Source organism: Embleya sp. NBC_00888 (assembly GCF_045207655.1).
In the GTDB taxonomy this organism is placed as follows: Bacteria; Actinomycetota; Actinomycetes; order Streptomycetales; family Streptomycetaceae; genus Embleya.
In genome coordinates this window covers 2610877-2635624 of sequence record NZ_CP108784.1, presented here as the reverse complement: position 1 = coordinate 2635624, position 24748 = coordinate 2610877, and the positions used below count along the sequence as shown (strand labels likewise).

At 69.1% G+C, this 24748-nt stretch carries 18 protein-coding genes and 1 tRNA gene; 15 read left to right on the top strand and 4 right to left on the bottom strand.

What is annotated here, in order from left to right:
• The first annotated feature begins 45 nt into the window (after window positions 1-45).
• From lgt to pyk, 5 genes are all read left to right on the top strand, one after another.
• Window positions 46-1149: a prolipoprotein diacylglyceryl transferase gene (lgt, locus tag OG948_RS10475; RefSeq protein ID WP_406295683.1), complete on the top strand. Its 1104-nt coding sequence runs from the start codon at window positions 46-48 to the stop codon at window positions 1147-1149.
• A 147-nt stretch (window positions 1150-1296) separates the two neighbouring features.
• The gene (locus tag OG948_RS10470; RefSeq protein WP_406295681.1) at window positions 1297-2043 is read left to right on the top strand and encodes a VIT1/CCC1 transporter family protein; all 747 of its coding nucleotides are present in this window, start codon (window positions 1297-1299) and stop codon (window positions 2041-2043) included.
• Window positions 2044-2356: 313 nt separating this feature from the next.
• Window positions 2357-6907: a glutamate synthase large subunit gene (gene gltB, locus OG948_RS10465; protein WP_406295679.1), complete on the top strand. Its 4551-nt coding sequence runs from the start codon at window positions 2357-2359 to the stop codon at window positions 6905-6907.
• Window positions 6900-8360: a glutamate synthase subunit beta gene (locus OG948_RS10460; protein WP_406295678.1), complete on the top strand. Its 1461-nt coding sequence runs from the start codon at window positions 6900-6902 to the stop codon at window positions 8358-8360. The genes gltB and OG948_RS10460 overlap by 8 nt, the downstream gene beginning before the upstream one ends.
• A gap of 199 nt (window positions 8361-8559) precedes the next feature.
• On the top strand, window positions 8560-9984 hold the full coding sequence (gene pyk, locus OG948_RS10455; protein ID WP_395862523.1) for a pyruvate kinase: 1425 nt from the start codon (window positions 8560-8562) through the stop codon (window positions 9982-9984).
• A 60-nt stretch (window positions 9985-10044) separates the two neighbouring features.
• On the opposite strand, the gene OG948_RS10450 is transcribed toward pyk, so the two are convergent.
• A complete protein-coding gene (locus tag OG948_RS10450) occupies window positions 10045-10809 on the bottom strand; it encodes a helix-turn-helix domain-containing protein (protein WP_406295676.1) in 765 nt (254 codons plus the stop codon).
• 82 nt (window positions 10810-10891) lie between these two features.
• Window positions 10892-10977 (bottom strand) — tRNA-Leu (locus OG948_RS10445).
• Window positions 10978-11079: 102 nt separating this feature from the next.
• Here OG948_RS10445 and OG948_RS10440 point away from each other — a divergent pair.
• The 6 genes from OG948_RS10440 (at window position 11080) to OG948_RS10415 (ending at window position 17342) form a co-directional block, all read left to right on the top strand.
• Window positions 11080-11700 carry an ANTAR domain-containing response regulator gene (locus OG948_RS10440; protein ID WP_395862527.1) on the top strand — a complete coding sequence of 207 codons (621 nt, stop codon included), beginning with the start codon at window positions 11080-11082 and terminating at the stop codon, window positions 11698-11700.
• A gap of 243 nt (window positions 11701-11943) precedes the next feature.
• Entirely contained in the window at window positions 11944-13194 is a 1251-nt protein-coding gene (locus OG948_RS10435; RefSeq protein WP_406295674.1) for a branched-chain amino acid ABC transporter substrate-binding protein, read from the top strand.
• Window positions 13195-13295: 101 nt separating this feature from the next.
• On the top strand, window positions 13296-14219 hold the full coding sequence (locus OG948_RS10430; RefSeq protein ID WP_391582582.1) for a branched-chain amino acid ABC transporter permease: 924 nt from the start codon (window positions 13296-13298) through the stop codon (window positions 14217-14219).
• Entirely contained in the window at window positions 14216-15640 is a 1425-nt protein-coding gene (locus OG948_RS10425) for a branched-chain amino acid ABC transporter permease (protein WP_406295673.1), read from the top strand. The genes OG948_RS10430 and OG948_RS10425 overlap by 4 nt, the downstream gene beginning before the upstream one ends.
• Entirely contained in the window at window positions 15637-16557 is a 921-nt protein-coding gene (locus tag OG948_RS10420) for an ABC transporter ATP-binding protein (RefSeq protein WP_406295672.1), read from the top strand. The genes OG948_RS10425 and OG948_RS10420 overlap by 4 nt, the downstream gene beginning before the upstream one ends.
• Window positions 16558-16637: 80 nt before the next feature.
• Window positions 16638-17342 (top strand): ABC transporter ATP-binding protein, encoded by a 705-nt coding sequence (locus tag OG948_RS10415; protein WP_395862796.1) that lies wholly within the window; start codon window positions 16638-16640, stop codon window positions 17340-17342.
• A gap of 71 nt (window positions 17343-17413) precedes the next feature.
• Here OG948_RS10415 and OG948_RS10410 read toward each other — a convergent pair whose 3' ends face one another.
• The gene (locus OG948_RS10410) at window positions 17414-17842 is read right to left on the bottom strand and encodes a hotdog fold thioesterase (RefSeq protein WP_406295670.1); all 429 of its coding nucleotides are present in this window, start codon (window positions 17840-17842) and stop codon (window positions 17414-17416) included.
• Window positions 17843-17897: 55 nt separating this feature from the next.
• Between OG948_RS10410 and polA the strand changes: the two genes are divergently transcribed.
• The 4 genes from polA to OG948_RS10390 all read left to right on the top strand — a co-directional run bounded on the left by polA (window position 17898) and on the right by OG948_RS10390 (window position 23296).
• A complete protein-coding gene (polA, locus tag OG948_RS10405; protein ID WP_406295668.1) occupies window positions 17898-20636 on the top strand; it encodes a DNA polymerase I in 2739 nt (912 codons plus the stop codon).
• Window positions 20637-20757: 121 nt separating this feature from the next.
• Window positions 20758-21948: a lytic transglycosylase domain-containing protein gene (locus OG948_RS10400; RefSeq protein ID WP_406295666.1), complete on the top strand. Its 1191-nt coding sequence runs from the start codon at window positions 20758-20760 to the stop codon at window positions 21946-21948.
• A 112-nt stretch (window positions 21949-22060) separates the two neighbouring features.
• Window positions 22061-22198: a hypothetical protein gene (locus OG948_RS10395; RefSeq protein ID WP_406295664.1), complete on the top strand. Its 138-nt coding sequence runs from the start codon at window positions 22061-22063 to the stop codon at window positions 22196-22198.
• A gap of 66 nt (window positions 22199-22264) precedes the next feature.
• Entirely contained in the window at window positions 22265-23296 is a 1032-nt protein-coding gene (locus OG948_RS10390) for a DUF3068 domain-containing protein (RefSeq protein WP_406295662.1), read from the top strand.
• Window positions 23297-23700: 404 nt separating this feature from the next.
• Here the strand turns inward: OG948_RS10390 and OG948_RS10385 are convergent, their stop codons facing one another.
• Entirely contained in the window at window positions 23701-24534 is an 834-nt protein-coding gene (locus OG948_RS10385; RefSeq protein ID WP_406300223.1) for a class I SAM-dependent methyltransferase, read from the bottom strand.
• Window positions 24535-24748: the final 214 nt, after the last annotated feature.

The window sequence follows — 24748 nt, the reverse complement described above, 5'->3', positions numbered from 1 at the left end:
CGCCCGCACACGTTCGCCCCCACACCCGGTAGCGTCGTACCCGCCATGGACCTCGCATTCATTCCCAGCCCCTCCCGCGGCCAGATCGACCTCGGTCCGATCCCGCTGCGCGGCTACGCGCTGTGCATCATCCTCGGTGTCGTCCTCGCGATCTGGCTCGGCGAGCGACGCTGGGTCGCCCGCGGCGGTCGCCCCGGCACGGTCGGCGACATCGCCGTGTGGATGGTGCCCTTCGGCCTCGTCGGCGGCCGCATCTACCACGTCATCACCACGCCCGGGCCGTACTTCGGCGACGGCGGCGACCCCATGCAGGCGTTCGCCGTGTGGAAGGGCGGCCTCGGCATCTGGGGCGCGATCGCCCTCGGCGCGGTGGGTGCCTGGATCGGCTGCCGCCGCCGGGGCATCCCGCTGCCCGCGCTGGCCGACGCGCTCGCCCCCGGCATCGTCCTCGCCCAGGCCGTGGGCCGCTGGGGCAACTGGTTCAACCAGGAGCTCTACGGCCGCGAGACCGACGCGCCGTGGGCGGTGAAGATCGACGGCGACCACAACGTGATCGACCCCGGCCAGGCCGGCACCTTCCACCCGACGTTCCTGTACGAGTCGCTGTGGTGCGTCGGCGTCGCGGCGCTGGTGATCTGGGCCGACCGCCGGTTCAAGCTGGGCCACGGCCGCGCCTTCGCGCTCTACGTCGCGGGCTACACGGTGGGCCGGTTCTGGATCGAGTACATGCGCGTGGACGACGCCGAGCACGTCCTGGGCATGCGCCTGAACAACTGGACCTCGATCGTCGTGTTCGCCGGCGCGCTCGCCTACATCTGGATCTCGGCGCGCAAGCACCCCGGCCGCGAGGACCCGGCCACGCTGCGCGGGCACGACCGCGGGATGGGCGAGGACGCGGAGGACGCGGAGGACGAGGACGCCGAGAAGGCCGACAAGGCCGACAAGGCGAAGGCGACCGAGGACGCGGCGGACACCGAGGACGCGGCGGACGCGAAAGCCACGAAGGCCGTGAAGCTCGTGAAGGACGCCGAGGGCGCCGGCGACGAACCCGGTGGGCCGGACGAGGCCGCGACCGACGCCGACCCCGGCACGGACGCGGATGCCGAGCCCGCCGCCTCGGCCGTGCGCAAGCCCGCCGACAAGGGCTGACCCCGCTCGACCCGAGGCTGCCCCGACCCGCTTCCACCTGCGGGTTCGGGCAGCCTCTTCGGGTTCGGACAGCCTTTCCTGGCCGGCGGCGGGTCCGGTCGAAACGGTAGCGTCGTCGCCCCAGCGTGACGAGAGGGCCGAACGACCTTGAAGACCACCGACACCGCCGCCGACGTCCCGGGCGCCCCGGCCCTCGGACACCAGGACGGCATAGACCACACCCACCGCGACGTCGGCGGCGGCTGGCTGCGCCCGGCCGTGTTCGGCGCGATGGACGGCCTGGTCTCCAACTTCGCGCTGATCGCCGGCGTCGTCGGCAGCGACGCCACGCCCAAGACCGTCGTGATCACCGGCCTGGCCGGCCTGGCCGGCGGCGCCTTCTCGATGGCGGCGGGGGAGTACACCTCGGTCGCCTCCCAGGGTGAACTGGCCCGCGCCGAGGTCGAGGTGGAACGCCGCGAACTGTGCCGCAGCCCCGAGGCCGAACAACGCGAACTCGCCGAGCTGTACATCGCCCGGGGCCTGGACGAGGACCTGGCCCTCGAGGTCGCCCGCCAACTCTCCCGCGACCCCGAGCTGGCCCTGGAGATCCACGCCCGCGAGGAACTCGGCGTGGACCCGCACGACCTGCCCTCGCCGTGGCTCGCGGCCGGCTCCTCGTTCGCCTTCTTCGCGATCGGCGCTCTGCTGCCCCTGCTGCCGTACCTGCTCGGCGCGACCACGCTCGCCCCCGCCCTGCTGCTCACCGCGCTCGGCCTGTTCGGCGCGGGCGCCGCGGTCTCCCGGGTCACCGCCCGGCCGTGGTGGTTCGGCGGGACCCGCCAGTTGCTGCTGGGCGCCGCCGCGGGCGGACTGACCTACCTGCTCGGCCTGCTGATCGGCCGACAGGTGTGACGGGTGAGGCATACGTAACACGGCCGTAGCCCGACGACCTCACCCGGAAACGACCCATTCCACGGGTCGGACACCCCGTTTCGGTGTCGGGATGGTCGGGAATGAGCCAGCTGATATGCCAAGGCGACCGGCGCGGCGCAGCGCTCGACAGCCCGGCCGGATCACCCTGGAGACCGCATGGTGAGACGGGTTTGTCCCGGGTTCCGGATACACGTACTGATCGTGTAACCTGCACGAAATCGCAGAGGGCCAACGTCGTCCCTGTTGCGCACCACACGCCACGACGACGACGGGAGCGCCCATGCCTCCTGCCATGCCCGCAACTCCGGGCCCCCTCTTCTCCGCGATTCCCGCGGCACAGGGGTTGTACGACCCCCGTAACGAGCACGACGCCTGTGGTGTCGGATTCGTGGCCACGCTCACCGGCGAGCCCAGCCACGACATCGTCGACCAGGCCCTGACCGTCCTGCGGAACATGGAGCACCGGGGCGCCACCGGCGCCGAGGCCGACACCGGCGACGGCGCGGGCATCCTGATCCAGGTCCCGGACGCCTTCCTGCGCGAGAGCGCCGGCTTCGACCTGCCCGCCGCCGGCGGCTACGCGGTCGGCATCGCCTTCCTGCCCGACGACGACGTGCACGCCGGCCGCGCCAAGTCCTCCATCGAGCGCATCGCCGCCGAGGAGAACCTGCGCGTGCTCGGCTGGCGCGAGGTGCCCACCACGCCCGGCCTGGTCGGCACCATGGCCGCCGAGACCATGCCGCGCTTCGCCCAACTGTTCGTGGCCGGCGTCGACGACACCGTCACCGGGATCGCCCTGGACCGGCTCGCGTTCGCGCTGCGCAAGCGCGCCGAGCGCGAGGTCGACGTCTACTTCGCCTCGCTCTCCGCGCGCACCCTCGTCTACAAGGGCATGCTCACCACCGGGCAACTGGAGCCGTTCTTCCCGGACCTGTCCGACCGGCGCCTGGCGTCCGCGATCGGCCTCGTACACTCGCGGTTCTCCACCAACACCTTCCCGGCCTGGCCGCTCGCCCACCCGTACCGCTTCATCGCGCACAACGGCGAGATCAACACCGTCAAGGGCAACCGCAACTGGATGGCCGCGCGCGAGTCGATGCTCGCCACCGACCTGATCCCCGGCGACCTGAGCCGGCTGTACCCGATCTGCACCCCCGAGGCGTCCGACTCCGCGTCCTTCGACGAGGTGCTGGAACTGCTCCACCTGGGCGGTCGGCCGCTCCCGCACGCCGTGCTGATGATGATCCCCGAGGCGTGGGAGAACCACGCCACGATGGACGCCGCCCGGCGCGCCTTCTACAAGTTCCACGCCACCGTGATGGAACCGTGGGACGGCCCGGCCTGTGTCACCTTCACCGACGGCACCCTGATCGGCGCGGTCCTGGACCGCAACGGCCTGCGGCCCTCGCGCTACTGGGTCACCGACGACGGCCTGGTCGTGCTCTCCTCCGAGGTCGGCGTCCTGGACATCGACCCGGCCCGGATCGTGCGCAAGGGCCGGCTCCAGCCCGGCCGGATGTTCCTCGTGGACACCCAGGCCCGGCGGATCGTCGAGGACGACGAGATCAAGACCGCGCTCGCCGCCGAACACCCCTACCAGGAATGGCTGCACGCGGGCCTGATCAACCTCGAGGACCTGCCCGAGCGCGAACACGTCGTGCACACGCACGCCTCCGTCTCGCGCCGCCAGCAGACCTTCGGCTACACCGAGGAAGAACTGCGCGTCATTCTGGCGCCGATGGCCCGCGCCGGCGGCGAACCGCTCGGCTCGATGGGCACCGACAGCCCGATCGCCGCGCTGTCCGCCAAGCCCCGGCTGCTCTTCGACTACTTCGTCCAGCTCTTCGCGCAGGTCACCAACCCGCCGCTGGACGCCATCCGCGAGGAGCTGGTCACCTCGCTGGGCAGCTTCGTCGGCCCCGAGGGCAACCTGCTCGACGCCCAGCCCGCCGACTGCCGCAACGTCGTCCTGCCCTTCCCGGTGCTGGACAACGACGAACTCGCCAAGCTGATCCACATCAACCTCGACGGCGACCAGCCCGGCCTGAAGGCCGTCACCATCTCCGGGCTCTACCCCGTCGACGGCGGCGGCGCGGCACTGGCCAAGCGACTCGAGGAGATCCGCGCCGAGGCCACCGGCGCGATCGCCGACGGTGCCCGCATCGTGGTCCTCTCCGACCGCCATTCGGACGCCGAGCACGCGCCGATCCCCTCGCTGCTGCTCACCTCCGCCGTACACCACCACCTGATCCGCACCAAGACCCGCACCCAGGTCGGCCTGATCGTCGAAGCCGGCGACGTGCGCGAGGTGCACCACATCGCGCTGCTCATCGGCTACGGCGCCGCCGCCGTCAACCCCTACCTCGCGATGGAATCCGTCGAGGACCTGGTCCGCGACGGCGTCTTCCTCGGCGACATCGCGCCCGAACAGGCGATCCGCAACCTGATCAAGGCGCTCGGCAAGGGCGTGCTGAAGGTGATGTCCAAGATGGGCATCTCCACCGTCGCCTCCTACCGCGGTGCCCAGGTGTTCGAAGCCGTCGGCCTCGCCGCCGACTTCGTCGCCGAATACTTCACCGGCACCACCAGCAAGCTCGGCGGCATCGGCCTGGACGTCGTCGCCGAGGAGGTCGCCCGCCGGCACGCCAAGGCCTACCCGCCCACCGGCATCGCCCCCTCGCACCGCCGACTGGAGATCGGGGGCGAGTACCAGTGGCGCCGCGAAGGCGAACCGCACCTGTTCGACCCCGAGACGGTCTTCCGCCTCCAGCACTCCACCCGCACCCGCCGCTACGACATCTTCAAGAAGTACACCGAGCGCGTGGACGAGCAGTCCAAGCGGCTGATGACGCTGCGCGGCCTGTTCGCGTTCAAGACCGGCGCCCGCGAATCGATCCCGATCGACGAGGTCGAGCCGATCTCCGAGATCGTCAAGCGCTTCTCCACCGGCGCCATGTCCTACGGCTCCATCTCGATGGAGGCGCACCAGACACTGGCCATCGCGATGAACCGCCTCGGCGGCAAGTCCAACACCGGTGAAGGCGGCGAGGACCCCGAGCGGCTGTACGACCCCCAGCGGCGCTCGGCGATCAAGCAGGTCGCCTCCGGCCGCTTCGGCGTCACCAGCGAATACCTGGTCAACGCCGACGACATCCAGATCAAGATGGCCCAGGGCGCCAAGCCCGGCGAAGGCGGCCAACTGCCCGGCCACAAGGTCTACCCGTGGGTCGCCCGCACCCGACACTCCACCCCCGGCGTCGGCCTCATCTCGCCGCCGCCGCACCACGACATCTACTCGATCGAAGACCTCGCCCAGCTCATCCACGACCTCAAGAACGCCAACCCGGCGGCTCGGGTGCACGTGAAGCTGGTCGCCGAGGTCGGCGTCGGCACGGTCGCGGCCGGCGTGTCCAAGGCACACGCCGACGTCGTGCTCATCTCCGGCCACGACGGCGGCACCGGCGCCTCCCCGCTCACCTCGCTCAAGCACGCCGGCGGCCCCTGGGAACTCGGCCTCGCCGAAACCCAGCAGACACTGCTGCTCAACGGCCTGCGCGACCGCATCGTCGTACAGACCGACGGCCAACTCAAGACCGGCCGCGACGTGCTGGTCGCCGCCCTGCTCGGCGCCGAGGAATACGGCTTCGCCACCGCACCCCTCGTCGTCTCCGGCTGCGTGATGATGCGCGTCTGCCACCTCGACACCTGCCCCGTGGGTGTCGCCACACAAAACCCCGTGCTGCGCGAGCGGTACAACGGCCAGGCCGACCACGTCGTCAACTTCTTCGAGTTCATCGCCGAAGAAGTCCGCGAACTGCTCGCCGAACTCGGCTTCCGCACCCTGGAAGAGGCCGTCGGCCACGCCGAACTCCTCGACACCAGCGCGGCGATCCGGCACTGGAAGACCGAAGGCCTCGACCTCGCGCCGCTCTTCCACGTGCCCGCGCTCGCCGAGGGCACGGCCCTGCACCACACCAGCCCGCAGGACCACGGACTGGCCAAGGCCCTGGACAACCAGCTCATCCAACTCAGCGCCGACGCGCTGGAGAACGGCGAGCGGGTCGTCATCAACCTTCCGGTGCAAAACACCAACCGCACCGTCGGCACGATGCTCGGCCACGAGGTCACCAAGCGCTACCGCGGCGCCGGCCTGCCCGACGACACCATCGACATCACCCTCACCGGCTCCGCAGGCCAATCCTTCGGCGCGTTCGTGCCCAAGGGCATCACCCTGCGTCTCGAAGGCGACGGCAACGACTACGTCGGCAAGGGCCTGTCCGGCGGCCGGATCACCGTCCGCCCGCACCGCGCCGCCGGCTTCGCCGCCGAGGACAACATCATCGCCGGCAACGTCATCGGCTACGGCGCCACCGGCGGCGAGATCTACCTGCGCGGCGTCGTCGGCGAACGCTTCTGCGTACGCAACTCCGGCGCCACCGCCGTCGTCGAAGGCGTCGGCGACCACGGCTGCGAATACATGACCGGAGGCCGCGCCGTCGTTCTCGGCCGCACCGGCCGCAACTTCGCCGCCGGCATGTCCGGAGGCGTCGCCTACCTGCTCGACGCCGACCCGAACAACATCAACACCGAACTCGTCGGCGTCGAGGAACTCGACGCCCTCGACAGCGCCGAACTGCACGACGTTGTGCGCCGGCACCACGAGGAGACCGGCTCGGCCGTCGCCGAGACCCTGCTCTCCGACTGGGACGCCGCCTCCCGGCGCTTCACCAAGATCCTGCCCAGGGACTACAAGGCAGTGCTCGCCGCCAAGGACGCCGCCGAGCGAGCCGGTCTCACCGAGACCGAGATCGTCCAGAAGATGATGGAGGCGGTTCATGGCTGACCCGAAGGGCTTTTTGACCACGCCCCAAGAGCTCGGCAAGCGTCGCCCCGTCGACGTGCGCATCCGGGACTGGAAGGAGGTGTACGAGGAGCGCACACTGCTCCCGATCATCACCGAACAGGCCGGCCGCTGCATGGACTGCGGCATCCCGTTCTGCCACAACGGCTGCCCGCTGGGGAACATCATTCCCGAGTGGAACGACCTGGTCTGGCGCGACGACTGGGAGGCCGCGAGCGAACGACTGCACGCGACCAACAACTTCCCCGAGTTCACCGGCCGACTGTGCCCCGCCCCGTGCGAGGCCGCCTGCGTACTCGGCATCAACCAGGCCCCGGTCACCATCAAGAACGTCGAGGTCTCGATCATCGACCGGGCCTGGGACGACAACAACGTCGCCCCGCAACCGCCCGACCGGCTCTCCGGCAAGACCGTCGCGGTGATCGGCTCCGGCCCCGCCGGCCTCGCCGTCGCCCAACAACTCACCCGGGCCGGCCACACCGTCGCCGTGTACGAGCGGGCCGACCGGATCGGCGGACTGCTGCGCTACGGCATCCCCGAGTTCAAGATGGAGAAGCGGCACATCAACCGGCGCATCGAGCAGATGCGCGCGGAAGGCACCAAGTTCTACACCGGCATGCAGATCGGCACCGACCTGGACGCGGCCAAGCTGCGCCGGCGCTACGACTCGGTGGTGATCGCCGCCGGCGCCACCGCCGCGCGTGACCTGCCCGTCCCCGGGCGCGAACTCGGCGGCGTGCACCAGGCGATGGAGTACCTGCCGTTCGCCAACAAGGTGCAGGAAGGCGACCTGGTCGCCTCGCCGATCGACGTGGCCGGCAAGCACGTGGTGATCATCGGCGGCGGCGACACCGGCGCCGACTGCCTGGGCACCGCGCACCGCCAGGGCGCGGCCTCGGTCACCCAGCTCGAGATCATGCCCCGGCCCTCGGAGGAGCGGCCCGCCGCGCAGCCGTGGCCGACGTACCCGATGACCTACCGGGTGGCCAGCGCGCACGAGGAGGGTGGCGAGCGTGTGTACGCGGTCAACACCCAGGAGTTCGTGGCCGGCGAGGACGGCCGGGTCAAGGCGCTCAAGCTGGTCGAGGTCGAGTTCAAGGACGGCCGCTTCGTGCCGGTGCCCGGCAGCGAGCGGGAGATCCCGGCGGACTTCGTGTTCCTGGCGATGGGTTTCACCGGGACCGACCGCTCCAACGGACTGGTCGAGCAGCTCGGACTCGCCCTGGACGAGCGCGGCAACGTCGCGCGCGACGAGAGCTTCGCGACCAACGTGGACGGCGTGTTCGTGGCCGGCGACGCCGGGCGCGGACAGTCGCTGATCGTCTGGGCGATCGCCGAGGGTCGCTCGTGCGCGGCCGCGGTGGACGCGTGGCTGACCGGCGGCACCAACCTGCCGACGCCGATCCGACCCACCGATCGGCCGCTCACGGTGTGATCCGGTGCGGATGCGGCTCGGACCGGGTGCGGATCCGGTGTGACTCGGTGTGATCGCGCGGTACGAGTTTGAATATGTGACGAAAGTCGCGTGAACGGGAAAGGGCGCCGCCGTTGCGGCGCCCTTTCCGCATGTTGGAAAAGCGCCATATACCGGACGCGGGTACGGCTTACCGGGCGGTAGGAACTAGGCTCTGACCATGCGTCGAGCCAAAATTGTCTGCACCCTGGGCCCTGCCACCAATTCGTATGAACAGATCCGCACGCTGGTCGACGCAGGCATGGATGTAGCCCGCTTCAACCTCAGCCACGGCGCGTACGCCGAGCACGAGGAGCGTTATCACCGCGTCCGTCGGGCATCCGACGAATCCGGTCGCAGCGTCGGCATCCTCGTCGACCTCCAAGGCCCCAAAATCCGCCTGGAGACCTTCGCCGAAGGCCCCGTGCTCCTGGAGCGCGGCGACGAGTTCACGATCACGACCGAGGACGTCCCCGGCGACAAGCACGAGGTCGGTACCACCTACAAGGGGCTGACCGCCGACGTCACCAAGGGCGAGCGGATCCTCATCGACGACGGCCGGGTCACCCTGGAGGTCGTCGACGTCGAGGGCCCGCGCGTGCACACGATCGTCATCGAGGGCGGCATGGTCTCCGACCACAAGGGGCTCAACCTCCCCGGTGTGGCCGTGAGCGTGCCCGCGCTGTCCGAGAAGGACATCGAGGACCTCAAGTGGGGCCTCAACCTCGGTGCGGACATGATCGCGCTGTCCTTCGTGCGCGCCGCGAAGGACATCGAGGACGTCCACAAGATCATGGACGAGGTCGGCGTCCGACTCCCGGTGATCGCGAAGATCGAGAAGCCGCAGGCGGTGGACAACCTCGAGGAGATCGTCCACGCCTTCGACGCCATCATGGTCGCCCGCGGCGACCTCGGCGTCGAAATGCCGCTGGAGGCCGTGCCGATCGTGCAGAAGCGCGCGATCACACTGGCCCGGGCCAACGCCAAGCCCGTCATCGTCGCCACCCAGATGCTCGACTCGATGATCAGCGCCTCGCGCCCCACCCGGGCGGAGGCGTCCGACGTCGCCAACGCCGTCCTGGACGGCACGGACGCGGTCATGCTGTCGGGCGAGACCTCGGTCGGCAAGTATCCGATCGAGACCGTCAAGACCATGGCGCGGATCGTGGTCGCGGCCGAGGACTCCTCCGCGATGCAGGAGGAGATCCGCGGCCTGGCCGGTCCGCGCACCCAGGGCGGCGTGATCGCGAAGGCCGCGATCGAGATCGCCGAACGACTGGACGCCAAGTACCTGGTGGCGTTCACCCAGAGCGGTGACACGGGCCGCCGGTTGTCCCGGTACCGCTCGATGATCCCGATGCTGGCCTTCACCCCGGAGCCGGCGGTGCGCAGCCGCCTGGCGCTCACGTGGGGCCTGGAGACCTTCCTCGGGCCGCTGTGCAGCCACACCGACGAGATGGTTCGTCAGGTGGACGCGGCACTGCTCGCGATCGGCCGCTGCAAGAAGGGCGACCTGGTCGTGATCACGGCCGGCTCCCCGCCCGGCGTCCCGGGATCGACCAACCTGATCCGCCTGCACCACATAGGGGATCTGCCGAACGAGTAACACCTCGCCGTAGTGCTGTAGTACGACGGTCCGTCACCCGCCCCGGTGGGTGACGGACCGTCAGTATTTGGGGCCGACGTGTTCGTCCATGAGTGCGACGGACACGCGGCGGGCGACGGACAGGAGGTTTGGGCGGGCGAACTTCCACTCGACACCGAGTTCGTCGAGCGTGGTCGTGAGGATGCGCATGATGTCCGTGGACTCGTTGGCGAAGAGGTAGCGCGGGTATTCGTAGCGTTTGCGCTCACCGGCGACCATGCGGGTGGTCCAGTTCATGTTCCGGCAGCCGTCGGAGTGAATGAGGCCGCGCACGAGGGCCCAGGGCTCGGCCCGGACGATGTCACGTTGCCAGGACTCCAGGACGATCGGCCGCGTGTGCTTGCGGCCGGGGCCGTGCTGGGGGAATAGGCATGGCCAGTGTTGTGAGTACCGCTTGACGTCCGTACACCCCTGTCGCCGTACGAAATTCGGTGTGGAGCCGGGGAGGAGGCGGGTCATGGCATCCGCGCATTCCTGCATCAGGCCCGGCCAGGCGTCGGCACAGGAGATGGCGATGCTGTACGAGCGTGGGTGCGTCACGATGTGGCCGTCGCCGAGGTAGAGGCCGAGAAGGTAGGCGTACGCCTGGCTGTCGACGTAGACGTCGTGGCAGCGGAAGCAGGGGGCAGTGCGTCGTGCGGGGAGTTCGCCGTGGCGAAAGCGCTCCATGTGCAGCCAGTAGCCCACGGTCCCTCGGGGAACGTGCAGTCTGTGAGCCACTTCGCGGTTGGAGATACCTGATTGCAGCAGGGCGAGTGCCTGGCGGCGAAGATCCGGATCGTTCATATATCCACGATCTGCCGCCAGGGCCCGCTGACGCAGATGTTCGAGTCGGCATCACTCGAACGAGTGTTCTCCGCAGGAGAACTGGTACCGGGTGCGGGATTCGAACCCGCAAGCCCTCTCGGGCAGATGGGTTTGAGCCATCCGCGTATGCCATTCCGCCAACCCGGCAAGTCAGGATGGTCTTGGCGTGCCAAAACCCCCTGCTAGGAGAACACCATACCGCCTCTCGGTACCCTCGTGTCCGCACCATTTCCCTGATCGAGGAGCGACGTGACCGCCGCCACGCAGCCGCCCGCCGCATCGCAGGACAGCCACCGCGCCCGTGTCGTCATTGCCGAGGACGAGGCGCTGATCCGGCTCGATCTGAAAGAGATGTTGGAGGAAGAGGGGTACCACGTCGTCGGCGAGGCCGGAGACGGCCAGCGGGCCGTGGAGTTGGTCCACGAGTGTCGGCCCGACCTGGTCATCCTGGACGTGAAGATGCCGATACTCGATGGCATCTCGGCTGCCGAGCAGATCGCGAAGGCCCGCCTCGCCCCCGTGCTGATGTTGACCGCCTTCTCCCAGCGCGAGCTGGTGGAGCGGGCCCGGGACGCCGGTGCGATGGCGTATCTGGTCAAGCCGTTCACCAAGGGCGACCTCGTCCCGGCGATCGAGATGGCCGTCTCGCGCTATACCGAACTGGCCGCCCTGGAGCGTGAGGTCGGCGACCTCACCCAGCGGCTGGAGACGCGCAAGTTGGTCGATCGTGCCAAGAGTGTGTTGCAGGAGAAGTACGGGATGTCCGAGCCCGAGGCGTTCCGCTGGATCCAGAAGGCCTCGATGGACCGTCGGATGTCGATGCGCACGGTGGCCGAGGTCGTGGTGTCCGGAGGCGACGTCGCCGACTGACCCAGCCTCCCTCAATCTCCCATGAACCCGCCCGGATGCGGTCGAACCGGGCGGGTTCGGTGTTTTTCCGGCACTCGATGATCATATTTGATCACTTTGGATCGATAGGTTTCATTCACTGTTTCTTTTGGATTACTTCTGGTTACGGGCGCATCACATCTCGGTCGGCGGACTGCCGCTGCCCTTCCCGCCGGACTACATTCCGGGCACCGCATGTTCATCGCGGTTTGTGAAGGCGCCCCGATGCGGGCTCCGAACTTTTTCTACAAGGGGTTGGGGTTTGCTGTGCTCAAGCGACGCGTGATCAAAATCGCGCTGCCCATCGCGGCAGCGGCACTCGTGCTTTCCGCGTGCGGCAGTGACGATGACGGCGACAAGAAGAAGGAAGGCGGCAGCACCGCCCCCGGTGGCGGTAACAAGCCGACCTGGACCATAGGTTTCCAAGCGGGGCTCTCGGGGGAGAATGCCCAGCTTGGCATCAACGAAGAGAACGGCGCACGTCTCGCCGTCGAGCAGGCCAACGCGAAGGGCGATCTTCCCTTCACGCTCAAGTTCAAGACCTCGGACGACGAGGCGTCGGAGACGAAGTCGGTCTCCGCGGCGCAAAAGCTGATCGACGACAACAACGTTGTTGCCGTCGTCGGCCCCGCCTTCTCCGGTCCCACCAAGGCCGCGTCGCCGAACTACGCCAAGGCGAAGCTCGCCACGGTGTCCCCGTCGGCGACCAACCCGTCCCTGACGAACGCGGAGAACAATTTCACCGCGTTCCTGCGCGGGGCGCCGAACGACAACGCCCAGGGCGGCGGGATGGCGAAGTACCTGTCGAAGAAGCTTCAGGTCAAAAAGGTCTTCGTCGTCGACGACAAGACCGAGTACGGCGTGGGTCTGTCGAAGGTCGCCAAGGACGAGCTGACCAAGGCCGGCGTCCAGGTCGTCTCGGACAGCGTGCCGAAGGCGACCCCGGACTACGGTCCGATCTCCACGAAGATCAAGAACTCCGGCGCGGACGCCATGATCTACGCGGGCTACTACCAGGACGGCGCGCCGTTCGCCAAGAAGCTCAAGGAGGCCGGGTTCACCGGCCCCAAGTTCTCCGGTGACGGCACCAACGACTCGCAGTTCGTCTCGCTCGCCGGGGACGCCGCGAACGACTGGTTCCTGACCTGCCCGTGCGCCGACGCGAACGTCGAGGCGGCCACGAAGCAGTTCACGGACGACTACAAGAAGCGCTTCAACACGAACCCGAGCACCTACTCGGCGGAGTCGTTCGACATCGCCAACCTGGTGATCGACCAGATGAAGTCCTTCGGCGCGGAGAAGATCACCCGCGAGGCGATGCTGACCAAGCTCAAGGGTGCTTCGTACAAGGGTCTGACCAAGACCTTCAAGTTCCTGCCGAACGGTGAATTCGACGGCGCGACGACCTTCATCTACCAGGTGAAGGGCGGCAAGATCGGCTACATGGGCGACATCGACCAGCTCGTGGGCGGCTGACCCGATAGATCGGGCGGCGCTACCTGACGATCGGGCCCGGGTCTTCCCGGAGTTTTCGGGAAGACCCGGGCCCGTCCGGTTTTCTTGAGGAAGCTTTCCTTATGCAACCTGATGAAATCCTGGATTACCTTATTCCAGGGATCATGCTCGGTGCGTTGTACGCGGTGATCGCCATCGGCTATACCCTGGTCTATGGCGTTCTGCAACTCATCAACTTCGCACACAGTGAAGTGTTCATGGTGGGCGCCTATTCGGCGCTTCTCGCCTTGACCTGGATCGACCCGAGCAGCAATCCGACGACGTTCATGTCGGTGTTGTTGGTCGCGGCCGGTCTGGCTGTTTCCGGTACCGCCGGCGCGGCCACGGCCTTTACGTTGGAAAAAGTCGCGTATCGACCACTCAGACGCAGGAACGCGCCTCGGTTGGCGTTCCTGATCAGCGCGATCGGGGCCTCCTACTTCCTGCAGAACCTTGCCGGGAAGTTGTTCGGTCGCGACTCGCGCGCACTGCCGACGGTGTTCGAGAACAAGAAGGTCTTCTCGGTCTTCGGCACCCAGGTCACCATCCTGCAGCTGCTCATCGTTTGTGCGGCGGTGCTGATGATGGTCGGTCTGGACTACCTGGTGAACCGCACCAAGCTGGGCTCGGGTATCCGGGCGGTGGCGCAGGACGCCGAGACGGCGGGCCTGATGGGCGTGGACATCGACAAGGTGATCTCGCGGACGTTCATCATCGGCGGGTTCATGGGCGGTATCGCCGGCTTCCTGTTCGGCCTGCATCTGCAGTTGTCGTTCACGATGGGCTTCCTGCCGGGTATCACCGCGTTCGCCGCGGCGGTCGTGGGCGGGGTCGGCAACATTCGCGGCGCGATGATGGGCGGCATGCTGCTCGGCATCGTGGAGAGCTTCTCCTCGCCGATCTTCGGTGAGTCGTGGCGGTACGTCAGTGCCTTCGCGGTGCTGGTCCTGGTGCTGATGTTCCGGCCGACCGGCATCCTGGGCGAGCGGTTGGGGAGGTCGGCGTGACCACGACGACTACCGAGGACAGGGATCTCGCGCCGACGGGGTCGGCGCTGGCCAAGTTGCGGCGCAAGCGCTGGTATCAGCAGCCGATGGTCGGTCGCCTGGTGGGCATCGTCTCGGCGGCGGTGTTGCTGGACGTGATGAGCGGTCCGCAGGGCAGCCGCGAGGACGTGTTCTTCTCACTGGACAAGACCCTCGGGTCGATGCGCCTGGTGTGGTGGATCCTGGGCGCGGTGGTGCTGTGGGCGGTCCTGGAGTTCGCCAAGCCGCTGTACAACCGCTATCTGGCCCCGAGTGTCGGTCCGCTGGACCGGTTCCACACGCCGGTGACCGGCCCGGTCAAGGGCTTGATCGCGCAGACCCGGGCGACGTCGGCGAGCCTGCGCAGGATCGTCTGGGTCCGGATCGGCTTCTCGGCCGTGGTGATCGGCCTGCTGATCCTGCTGCCGAACCTGTTGTCCACCTTCTGGAACCAGGTTCTGGTCAACGAGGTGGCGATCTACGTCCTGCTCGCGATCGGCCTGAACGTGGTGATCGGCTGGGCGGGTCTGCTCGACCTGGGCTTCATCGCGTTCTTCGCGATCGGGGCGTACAGCACGGCGTACTGGACCGGCGCGATGCCGGTGGATCCGCCGTTCACGCTGAACGCGTTCCTGGTGATCCCGGTGGCGGTGGCCACGTGTTTGTTGGCCGGGCTGCTGCTCGGCGCGCCGACGCTGCGGCTGCGCGGTGACTATCTGGCGATCGTGACGCTGGGTTTCCACGAGATCATCTATCTGATCGCCAAGAACGCGGACGACTTCACCAACGGTCCGCGCGGGGTCCAGGGCATCTCGAACTTCGGGGTGCACGTCGGTCCGATCGACTACGACTGGGAACTGGACCCGGTGCCCTACTGGTACCTGCTGATCGGCATCGCCACGATCCTGATCATCGCGTTCCTGCGGTTGGAGCACTCCCGGGTCGGTCGGGCCTGGACCGCGATCCGCGAGGACGAGGTGGCGGCGTCGGCGACCGGTGTCCCGACGGTGAAGTTCAAGTTGATGGCTTTCGCGATCGGTGCGTCGACCTCCGGCATCGCCGGTGTCGCGTACGCGAGCAAGGCCCGGTTCATCAGCCCGGAGAGCTTCCTGCTGCTGTTCTCGGTGCTGGTGGTGGCCTACGTCATCTTCGGCGGCATGGGCTCGCTGTGGGGCGTGATCATCGGGACGGCGTTCCTGGCCTGGTTGCCGCAGTACATGAAGGACTGGGTCAACCCGAACGACCGATTCATGTACCTGGGCGCGCTGTTGATCATCATGATGATCTATCGCCCGCAGGGCCTGATTCCCTCGGTTCGGCGCAAGCGCGAGTTGAGCATGGCCAAGGCGGGTCTCGGCGACGCGGACGCGATGTCGGAGCCGGCCGGCGGGAGGATGACGTGAGCATCACCACGACGAAGGCGGACGACCGGCCGCGGGTGGATCCCGCCGATCAGGTCATGCGGGTGCGCGGTGTGACGCTGCGCTTCGGCGGCCTGGTGGGTCTGTCCGATGTGGCGTTGGACCTGCACCGCGGCGAGATTCTCGCGGTGATCGGTCCCAACGGCGCGGGCAAGACGTCGTTGTTCAACTCGCTCACCGGGATGTACGTCCCGCAGGAAGGCAGCATCGTGCTGCGCGACCGGGCGGGTGCCGAGCATTCGCTCAAGGGGCGCAAGCCGCATCTGGTGAACCGGCTCGGGGTGGCCCGCACGTTCCAGAACATTCGCCTGTTCGGCGCGTTGACCGCGCTGGAGAACGTGAAGATCGCGGCGGAGACCCGGCAGAAGGCCGGCCCGGTGTCGATCATGCTGGGGTTGCCGAACGCGCGGCGCGAGGATCGCGAGAGCGACAAGCGGGCGCTGGAGCTGTTGCACTTCGTGGGTCTGGACGGGCTGCTCAACGAGTTGGCCGCGTCGTTGTCCTACGGGCAGCAGCGCAGCCTGGAGATCGCCCGCGCGTTGGCCACCGACCCGCAGGTGTTGCTCCTGGACGAGCCGGCGGCGGGCACGAACCCGACCGAGAAGCTCGAGTTGGAGGTGTTGATCCGCCGGATCAACCGCGAGCTGGGCATCAGCGTGCTGTTGATCGAGCACGACATGCGCCTGGTGATGTCGGTGGCGGACCGGGTCACGGTGCTCAACTTCGGCAAGGTGATCGCCTCCGGCTCGCCTGCCGAGGTGCAGCGCAATCCCGAGGTCGTCGCGGCCTATCTGGGGTCGGAGATGGCCGCCGAGATGGTCGCCGCCTCGGACGCCGAGGCCGCGGGCGAGTCGGACGGTACGGTCCCCGCGCAGCGGGACGGGGAGGAGCAGCGATGAGCACCGCCGAGTCCAAGGGCACGGACGCGGTCGGGTTGGCCAAACCGGCCGCGAGCACCGCGACGACACCCCGCAAGAAGATGCTGGAGCTTGATGACCTGCACGTGTTCTACGGCGCCATCCAGGCGCTCAAGGGCGTGCACATCGAGGTGAACGAGGGCGAGATCGTGGCGCTGCTCGGCGCCAACGGCGCGGGCAAGACCACGACGCTGCGCACCATCTCGGGTCTGTTGACGCCGCGTGAGGGCGAGGTGCGCTGGCGCGGCGAGCGGATCGACGGGGTGCCGGCGCATCACGTGGTGGGGCTGGGGATCGGGCATTCTCCGGAGGGTCGCCGGGTGTTCCCGGCGATGACCGTCACGGAGAACCTGAACATGGGCGCGTACCGGTTCAAGTCGGTGCCCAGGGCCGAGTTGGACAGGGTGTTCGAGTTGTTCCCGCGGCTGGCCGAGCGGCGGTCGCAGCTGGCGGGCACGTTGTCCGGTGGCGAGCAGCAGATGCTGGCGATCGGGCGGGCGCTGATGGGGCAGCCGAAGCTGCTGCTCCTGGACGAGCCGTCGATGGGTCTGGCGCCGCTGATCGTGGCGCAGATCTTCGAGATCATCCGGGAGATCAACGAGCAGGGCACCACGGTGTTGCTGGTCGAGCAGAACGCGGCGCAGGCGTTGCGGCTGGCGCACCGGGGTTATGCCCTGGAGACCGGTTCGGTGGTGTTGTCCGGTCCGGCCGAGCAGCTGTTGTCGGACCCGAAGGTACGCGAGGCGTATCTGGGCGAGGGCGCGTAGCGCCGCGGCGGCCGCGTGGTGGAGGGGGTCGGCCCCTTCACCGCGCGGCGCCGTTCGCCGGCGCGGCTCGTTCAGCCGCGCTTGATCAGGCAGCTCAGGCGCGCGGTGCAGACCCGCTTGTCGTCCTCGTCGGTGATGACGATCTCGTAGGTGGCCAGGGTGCGGCCCAGGTGTACCGGGGTGGCCACGCCGGTGACCAGGCCCGATTTGGCGGAGCGGTGGTGGGTGGCGTTGATCTCGATGCCCAGGGTGATCGCGTCGCGGCCGGCGTGCAGCGCGGAGCCGACGGAGCCGAGGGTTTCGGCGAGGACGCAGGAGGCGCCGCCGTGCAGGAGTCCGTACGGCTGGGTGTTGCCCTTGACCGGCATGGTGGCCACGACGCGTTGGGCGGTCGCCTCCACGAAGCTGATCCCCATGCGGTCGGACAGGGTCTCCTGGTTGCCGATGTTCATGAACGCCAGGACCTCGTCGAGGTTGGGCGCGGTGGTCTCGTCGGGCATGGGCCGATCCTCCGGATACGTGGTTGTGTCGGCCTGACAGCCTAGGATCGCGGTCGTGGCAGCGACTCAGACCCCCCAGACCTCCGTTCCCGCCGGTTCCCGGCCGCGACTTCTGCTCCTCGACGGGCACTCGTTGGCGTATCGGGCGTTCTATGCGCTCAAGGAAGCGTCGATGAGTACCGCGACGGGCCAACCGACCCAGGCGGTCTACGGGTTCACGTCGATGTTGGTGAACGTGTTGCGGGACGAGGCGCCGACCCATCTGGGTGTGGCGTTCGACGTGTCCCGGCAGTCGTTTCGCACCGAGGAGTTCCCGGATTACAAGGCGAACCGGTCGGAGACTCCGGAGGAGTTCAAGGGCCAGGTCGAGCTGATCGTCGAGGAACTGACCGCGATGGGCGTGCCGACCATGCGGGTGGCGGGCTACGAGGCGGACGACGTGATCGCCACGCTGGCCACCCGGGCCGCGTCCGAGGGCTTCGAGGTGTTGATCCTCACCGGCGACCGGGACGCGTTGCAGTTGGTCACCTCGGACGTCACGGTGCTGTATCCGATGATGGGCGTGAGCAAGCTGCACCGGTTCACTCCGGAGGCGGTCGAGGAGAAGTACGGGCTGACGCCGGCGCAGTATCCCGACTTCGCGGCGCTGCGCGGCGACCCGAGCGACAACCTGCCGGGCATTCCGGGGGTGGGCGAGAAGACGGCCGCGAAGTGGATTCGCGAGTTCGGTTCGTTCGCCGAGCTGATGGAGCGCGCGGACGAGGTCAAGGGCAAGGCGGGGCAGAACCTGCGCGATCACCTGGACAACGTCAAGCTCAACCGGCGGTTGACCGAGCTGGTGCGCGAGGTCGAGCTGGAGGTGTCGCCGGCCGATCTGGAGCGCAAGCCGTTCGACCGGGCGGCGATCGAGGTGGTGCTGGACACGCTGGAGTTCCGCAACACCAACTTCCGGGACCGGTTGTGGGCGGTGGATCCGGGGCTGGTGCCGGAGGTGATCGAGGCCGAGCCGGGTTTCGAGCTGGACACCACGGTGGTGGAGCCGGGTGGGTTGACCGCGTGGCTGGAGGAGCACGCGGCGGGCACCGAGCGCACCGGGCTCGCGGTGGACGGCGCGTGGGGGCGCGGGACCGGCGAGGTCAAGGGCCTGGCGTTCGCGGCGGGGGACGGCGCGGCGGCGTTCGTGGACCCGTTGGGCATGGACGAGAACGACGACGCGGCGCTGGCGGCCTGGTTGGCGGATCCGCAGCGGAGCAAGGCGGTGCACGACGCGAAGGGCCCGATCCTGGCGTTGGCCGCGCGCGGCTGGGCGTTGTGGGGGGTCACCAGCGATACCGCGCTGGGCGCGTATCTGGTGTTGCCCGGGCAGCGCTCGTTCGCGTTGGAGACGCTGGTCGAGCGCTTCCTGGGTCGTGAGCTGAAGGTGGACCAGAGCGGCGCGGGCGATGGGCAGCTGGCGTTGGACATGTCCGATCAGGACGAGGCGGAGCCGGGTGCGGCGCTGATGCTGGCCGCCCGCGCGGTGGTGGACCTGGCGGCGGCGCTGGACGTGGAGTTGGCCGCCAAGGGCGGTCTGGAGCTGCTCCAGGACATGGAGCTGCCGCTGTTGCCGGTGTTGGCGCGGATGGAGCAGTTGGGCATCGCGGCGGACCTGCCGTATCTGGAGTCGCTCCAGGAGCAGTTCGCGGCGGCGGTGAAGCAGGCCACGGACGAGGCGCACGCGGCGGTGGGGCACGAGTTCAACCTGGGTTCGCCCAAGCAGTTGCAGGAGATCCTGTTCAACGAGCTGGGCCTGCCGAAGACCAAGAAGATCAAGACCGGTTTCACCACCGACGCGGACGCGTTGACCTGGCTGGCGGGGCAGACCGACAACGAGTTGCCGGTGATCCTGTTGCGCCACCGCGACCAGACTCGGCTGCGCACCACGGTCGAGGGTCTGATCAAGACGGTCGCCGACGACGGGCGCATCCACACCACGTTCAATCAGACGGTGGCGGCCACGGGCCGGTTGTCCTCGCAGGACCCGAACCTGCAGAACATTCCGATCCGGACCGAGGAGGGGCGGCTGATCCGGCGCTCGTTCGTGGTCGGCGAGGGTTTCGAGGGCTTGTTGACCGCGGACTACAGCCAGATCGAGCTGCGGATCATGGCCCACCTGTCCCAGGACGCGGCGTTGATCGAGGCGTTCACGACGGGGGAGGACCTGCATTCGACGATGGCCGCGCAGGTCTTCTCGGTGGCTCCGGAGGCGGTGGATCACGCGCTGCGCAGCAAGATCAAGGCGATGTCGTACGGATTGGCGTACGGGCTCTCCGCGTTCGGTCTCTCGCAGCAGTTGGACATCGAGCCGGGTGAGGCGCGCGGGCTGATGGAGACGTACTTCGAGCGGTTCGGCGGGGTGCGCGACTATCTGCACAAGGTGGTCGAGGAGGCCCGGCAGACCGGGTACACCGAGACGGTGTTCGGTCGGCGGCGCTATCTGCCGGATCTGACCAGCGACAACCGGCAGCGTCGGGAGATGGCCGAGCGGATGGCGTTGAACGCGCCGATCCAGGGTTCGGCGGCGGACATCGTCAAGGTCGCGATGTTGGCGGTGGATCGGGCGATGCGGGAGGAGAAGCTGGCCTCGCGGATACTGCTCCAGGTTCACGACGAACTGGTCCTGGAGGTGGCGCCGGGCGAGCGGGAGCGGCTGGAGGTGCTGGTGCGTCGGGAGATGGCCGGCGCGTATCCGCTGCGCGCCCCGCTGGACGTGTCGGTCGGTTTCGGGGCGAACTGGGAGGACGCGGGTCACTGATCGTGAATGAGTGCGCCGTGGGGGTGGAGAGCCGGCCGTGGCCGGCATAGGTTCGCACGGGTCACCGGTGGTCGAGGACGACCGGTGCGAAGTCGAACTTGCGCACAGAGGGGGGAGCTTCGTGGAAGAGGCCGAGTCGGGGCCCGATCCGCAGAAGCCGGGCACGCCGGACGTGGACGCGGTGGAGGTGGTGGCGGAGCGCATATCCGCCACCGCTCCCGCGTCGGAGCCGGGTCCCGTGGCGCCGCCGATATCGGGCGAGCCGGACGCTCCCGCCAAGCGCAGACGCATCCTGAATCCGTGGGTGGGCAGCGCGGCGGCGATCCTGGTGGTGCTGGCGTGCGGTGCGGCGGTGCAGTCCCCGTTCACCATGGTCACCGCGCACCGGGTGCCCACCTCGGATCTGCCGAGGTTGTCCGATCCGGCGCCGGAGAACGGTACTTCGGCCAACGGCGGCGGCCCGACCCACTTCGAAGCGCCGCCGCCGGTGTTGCCGGCGGCGCTGCCGGGCGCGCCCACCACCTCCGCGCCGCCCACCTCGGCCGCGCCGGGGACGCCGACCGCCGCGGCCGGCACCCGCGGTACCACCGCGACCGGCACCGGCGGCATTCCGCAGACGGTGTTGCTGGCCTATCAGCAGGCCGCGTCCAACCTGGCCCGGATGGATCCGGGGTGCAAGCTGCCGTGGACGCTGCTCGCGGGCATCGGCCGGGTCGAGTCGGAGCACGCGTACGGCGGCAATGTGACCGTGGACGGCACGGCGGTCACCCCGATCCTGGGCCCGCGCCTGGACGGCGGCCCGTGGGCGCGGATCACCGACACCGACGGCGGCCGCTACGACTTCGACACCGAGTTCGACCGCGCGGTGGGCCCGATGCAGTTCATCCCCTCCACCTGGAAGGGCTGGGGCATGGACGGCAACCGGGACGGCCAGATCAACCCGCAGAACATCTTCGACGCGACGCTGACCGCGGGCCGCTACCTGTGCGCGGGCAACCGGGACCTGTCCACCGGGGCGGGGCTGAACGCGGCGATTCTGTCCTACAACCATTCGAACGAGTACGTCCGCAACGTGATGTCGTGGATGACGTACTACGCGACCGGGGCCCGGTCCGTTCCGGACGCCCGGCAGCCTTCCGCCAAGTCGACCCCGACGCCGAGGCAGTCCACCGACAAGCCGGCCACGGGCAAGCCCGCCACGAGCAAGCCGGCCACGGCCTCGGGTTCGCGTTCGGGCTCGCCGTCGAGCACGTCCGCCGGCACCGAAGACCCGGCGGGCGCTTCGGTCTCGGGAGCCGCGGCCACGCCGTAGTCGACCGGAATCCGATCCGCAAAAAACGGGAACCTGTTCTTGTTTCTTGCTACCGTGCCCCATCGTCGGCCGCCGGGACGGCGGCCGAGGCAGCAGGAAGGTGGACCGCCGGATGCGTTCCTTCGCAGCGATCGTGGTCGGGGCGCTCCTGGCCGTGGGGGCCGCGTTCGCGCTGAACGCGTGCGTCGCCGCCGATCCCGCGCCGGTACACAAGCCGCTCCAGGTCACCAGCCCGCCCGCACGCCCCTGAGGCGTAGGGCCGGGCGAGCGGCGGCCCGAATCCGTACCCGGTTCCATCGGCAAGGGGTCCACCTCGATGCGTCGTAAGTCCAGTCTGATCCTGCTGGTCGCGGCAGTGTTCTGCGTGGCGCTGGCGCCGCTGCTGCGCGAGTTCGTCTTCCCGAGGATGGTGGCCGGGGCGCTGTCCGGCGAGGACGCCTACCGGGTGGTGGTCCTGGACGCGACCGACGCCACGCTCCTGGGCGCCCCCGAGGGGCCGGGCAAGGCCAGGATCACCGCGATCCAGACGATCCGCCCGGACGCGAAGGCTTCCAAGGACGGCACCGTCGTGTGGGACCTGAACCTGGCGGTCCTGGACAGCACCGGCAAGGTCGTCACCCAACTCCCCGAGCGCTACGCGTTCGAGGCGGCCGGCCAGATCCCCCGGAACTGCTGCGGCGAGTCGATCGACGGCGCGCCCGCCGCGCACACCGGGCTCGCGTACAAGTGGCCGTTTTTCACCGGCAAGCGCGACTACAACTACTACGACTCGCAGGCGCACAGCGCGAATGTGATCGCGTACAAGGGCACCGCGAAGCGGGACGGGCTTCAGACCTACCGCTTCGAGCAGGAGGTGCCGTGGATGAAGGTCCCGATGCCCAAGCAACTCCCCGGCGGCCTGGACCCGATCGCGGTCGAGAAGCAGGGCATGCAGCTCTGGTACACCGCGACCCGCCGGATGTGGGTCGAGCCGGTCACCGGCATCCCGGTCTACCTGGAGGAGACCCGCACCGAGGAACTGCGCACGTCCCCGCCCGCCGACGACCCCAACGCCCGACCCGTGGTCACCAAGGTCTTCGAAGGCACCTTCAAGCCCCGCCCCGCGTGGTCCCAAAAGCTGATCGCCGACGCCAAGGACGAGAGCAAAAAGCTCCGCGCCGTCCACGACACCATCCCCCTGGCCCTCCTGGTGACCGGCGTAGTCCTCTTCCTCATCGCGGTCGCCCTGCAATTCATCGCCGACCGCAATTCCCGCCCGACCCCACCGCCCGCCACCACCCCGGAAACCGTCGACACCCCGGACACCCCCCGGCGCGTCAGCGCCCCCGACCCAGCCCACCCCCGGTGATCGACGCGCGAAGCGCGGAGAGCGGCGGAGCCGCAGGTGTGGACGGTGTGGCCCGGAGCGAAGCGGAGGGACACGCCGTCCCGAGCGAGGGGCCGCCTTTTTTCTCGGAGGAGCTTGCGGGGGAGAGAAAAAAGGTGGTGCCTCGCGAGCCGGCGACGAAGTCGCCCAACAAGCAGCAGCGCCCCCGCCGCGACTCCGCCCGCCCGTCCGGCCCTGCTCGCGGCTCGCCTCGGCCCGTCCGGCCCTGCTCGCGGCTCGCCTCGGCCCGTCCCACCCCACTCACGACCCACCCTGGCCCGCCCGCGCCCGCGCCCGCGCCCGCGCCCGCGCCCCGCGCCCCGCGCCCCGCGCCCCGCGCCCCGCGCCCCGCGCCCCGCGCCCCGCGCCCCGCGCCCCGCGCCCCCTCACCCCTTCCCACACACAAAGATCGCCGTCCCCGGCAACAACCGCCCCCGCAGCGGGCTCCACCCGCCCCACACCGAGTCCAGCCCCTCCGGCCACTCCGGCTCCACGATGTCCGTGAGCCGGAACCCCGCGCCGACCACCTCGCGCACCCGGTCACCGAGCGTGCGGTGTTGCTCGACGTAGGTCGCCCGCCCGGTGTGGTCCTGCTCGACGTACGGCGTCGTGTCGAAGTACGACGTCACCGCCGTCAGCCCCTCGGGCCCCGGCTCGTCCGGGAACGCCCAACGCACCGGGTGGGTGATCGAGAAGACCCAGCGCCCGCCCGGCCGCAACACCCGGAACACCTCGCGCATGATCCCCGCGCCGTCCGGGCTGAACGGCAGCGCGCCGTACGCGGAGAAGGCCAGGTCGAAGCTCTCGTTCGCGAACGGCAGGCGCGCCGCGTCGGCCTGCACCACCGGCACCCGGGTGCCGTGCTCGACGTCGAGCCGGCGCGAGTGCTGGAGCTGGCGCAGCGACAGGTCCAGCGCGATCGGGAAGGCGCCGCGCGCGAGCAGTCGGCGCGAACACTGCGCCGCGCCCGCGCCCACCTCCAGCACGCTGCGTCCTTCGACCGGCCCCAACAGCCCGGCCCGGTCCTCGTCCAGCCCCTCCGGGCACCACGTGAAGCGCGCGTCGCCGAGGAAGTCGCCGTGTTCGACCTGGTACTCGTCCGCGTTGGCGTCCCACCACTGCCGGCCCGCGCGCACACTCTCCACCAGGCCGACCTTGCGCCGCACCGCGTCGTCGTCGGCGTCGTCGAGTTCGTCGGGGTCGACGAACCGGGCCGCGATCGCGTGCGGGTCGGGGGAGAGGGGGCGGTTCACGATGCTCCAGGGACTGCGGGCGGGCACGGACGCGCGTAGGGTACTCCCTCCGGGACGTCCCGGTTGACCCCATGCATCCCGTGCGCGTTGACCGCACCCGGTCGGCCCCGTATGCTGCAAGTTGCGCCGCGGGCCTGCGTGAACTCAGACGGAGCAGGTCGCGCTCACCTTTGTCGATCCC

Coding starts and splice junctions, on each gene's coding strand:
- lgt (WP_406295683.1), top strand. CDS start 46: ATGGACCTCGCATTCATTCCCAGCCCCTCCCGCGGCCAGATCGACCTC.
- gltB (WP_406295679.1), top strand. CDS start 2,357: ATGCCCGCAACTCCGGGCCCCCTCTTCTCCGCGATTCCCGCGGCACAG.
- OG948_RS10460 (WP_406295678.1), top strand. CDS start 6,900: ATGGCTGACCCGAAGGGCTTTTTGACCACGCCCCAAGAGCTCGGCAAG.
- pyk (WP_395862523.1), top strand. CDS start 8,560: ATGCGTCGAGCCAAAATTGTCTGCACCCTGGGCCCTGCCACCAATTCG.
- OG948_RS10450 (WP_406295676.1), bottom strand. CDS start 10,809: ATGAACGATCCGGATCTTCGCCGCCAGGCACTCGCCCTGCTGCAATCA.
- OG948_RS10435 (WP_406295674.1), top strand. CDS start 11,944: ATGCGGGCTCCGAACTTTTTCTACAAGGGGTTGGGGTTTGCTGTGCTC.
- OG948_RS10430 (WP_391582582.1), top strand. CDS start 13,296: ATGCAACCTGATGAAATCCTGGATTACCTTATTCCAGGGATCATGCTC.
- OG948_RS10415 (WP_395862796.1), top strand. CDS start 16,638: ATGCTGGAGCTTGATGACCTGCACGTGTTCTACGGCGCCATCCAGGCG.
- OG948_RS10410 (WP_406295670.1), bottom strand. CDS start 17,842: ATGCCCGACGAGACCACCGCGCCCAACCTCGACGAGGTCCTGGCGTTC.
- OG948_RS10395 (WP_406295664.1), top strand. CDS start 22,061: ATGCGTTCCTTCGCAGCGATCGTGGTCGGGGCGCTCCTGGCCGTGGGG.
- OG948_RS10390 (WP_406295662.1), top strand. CDS start 22,265: ATGCGTCGTAAGTCCAGTCTGATCCTGCTGGTCGCGGCAGTGTTCTGC.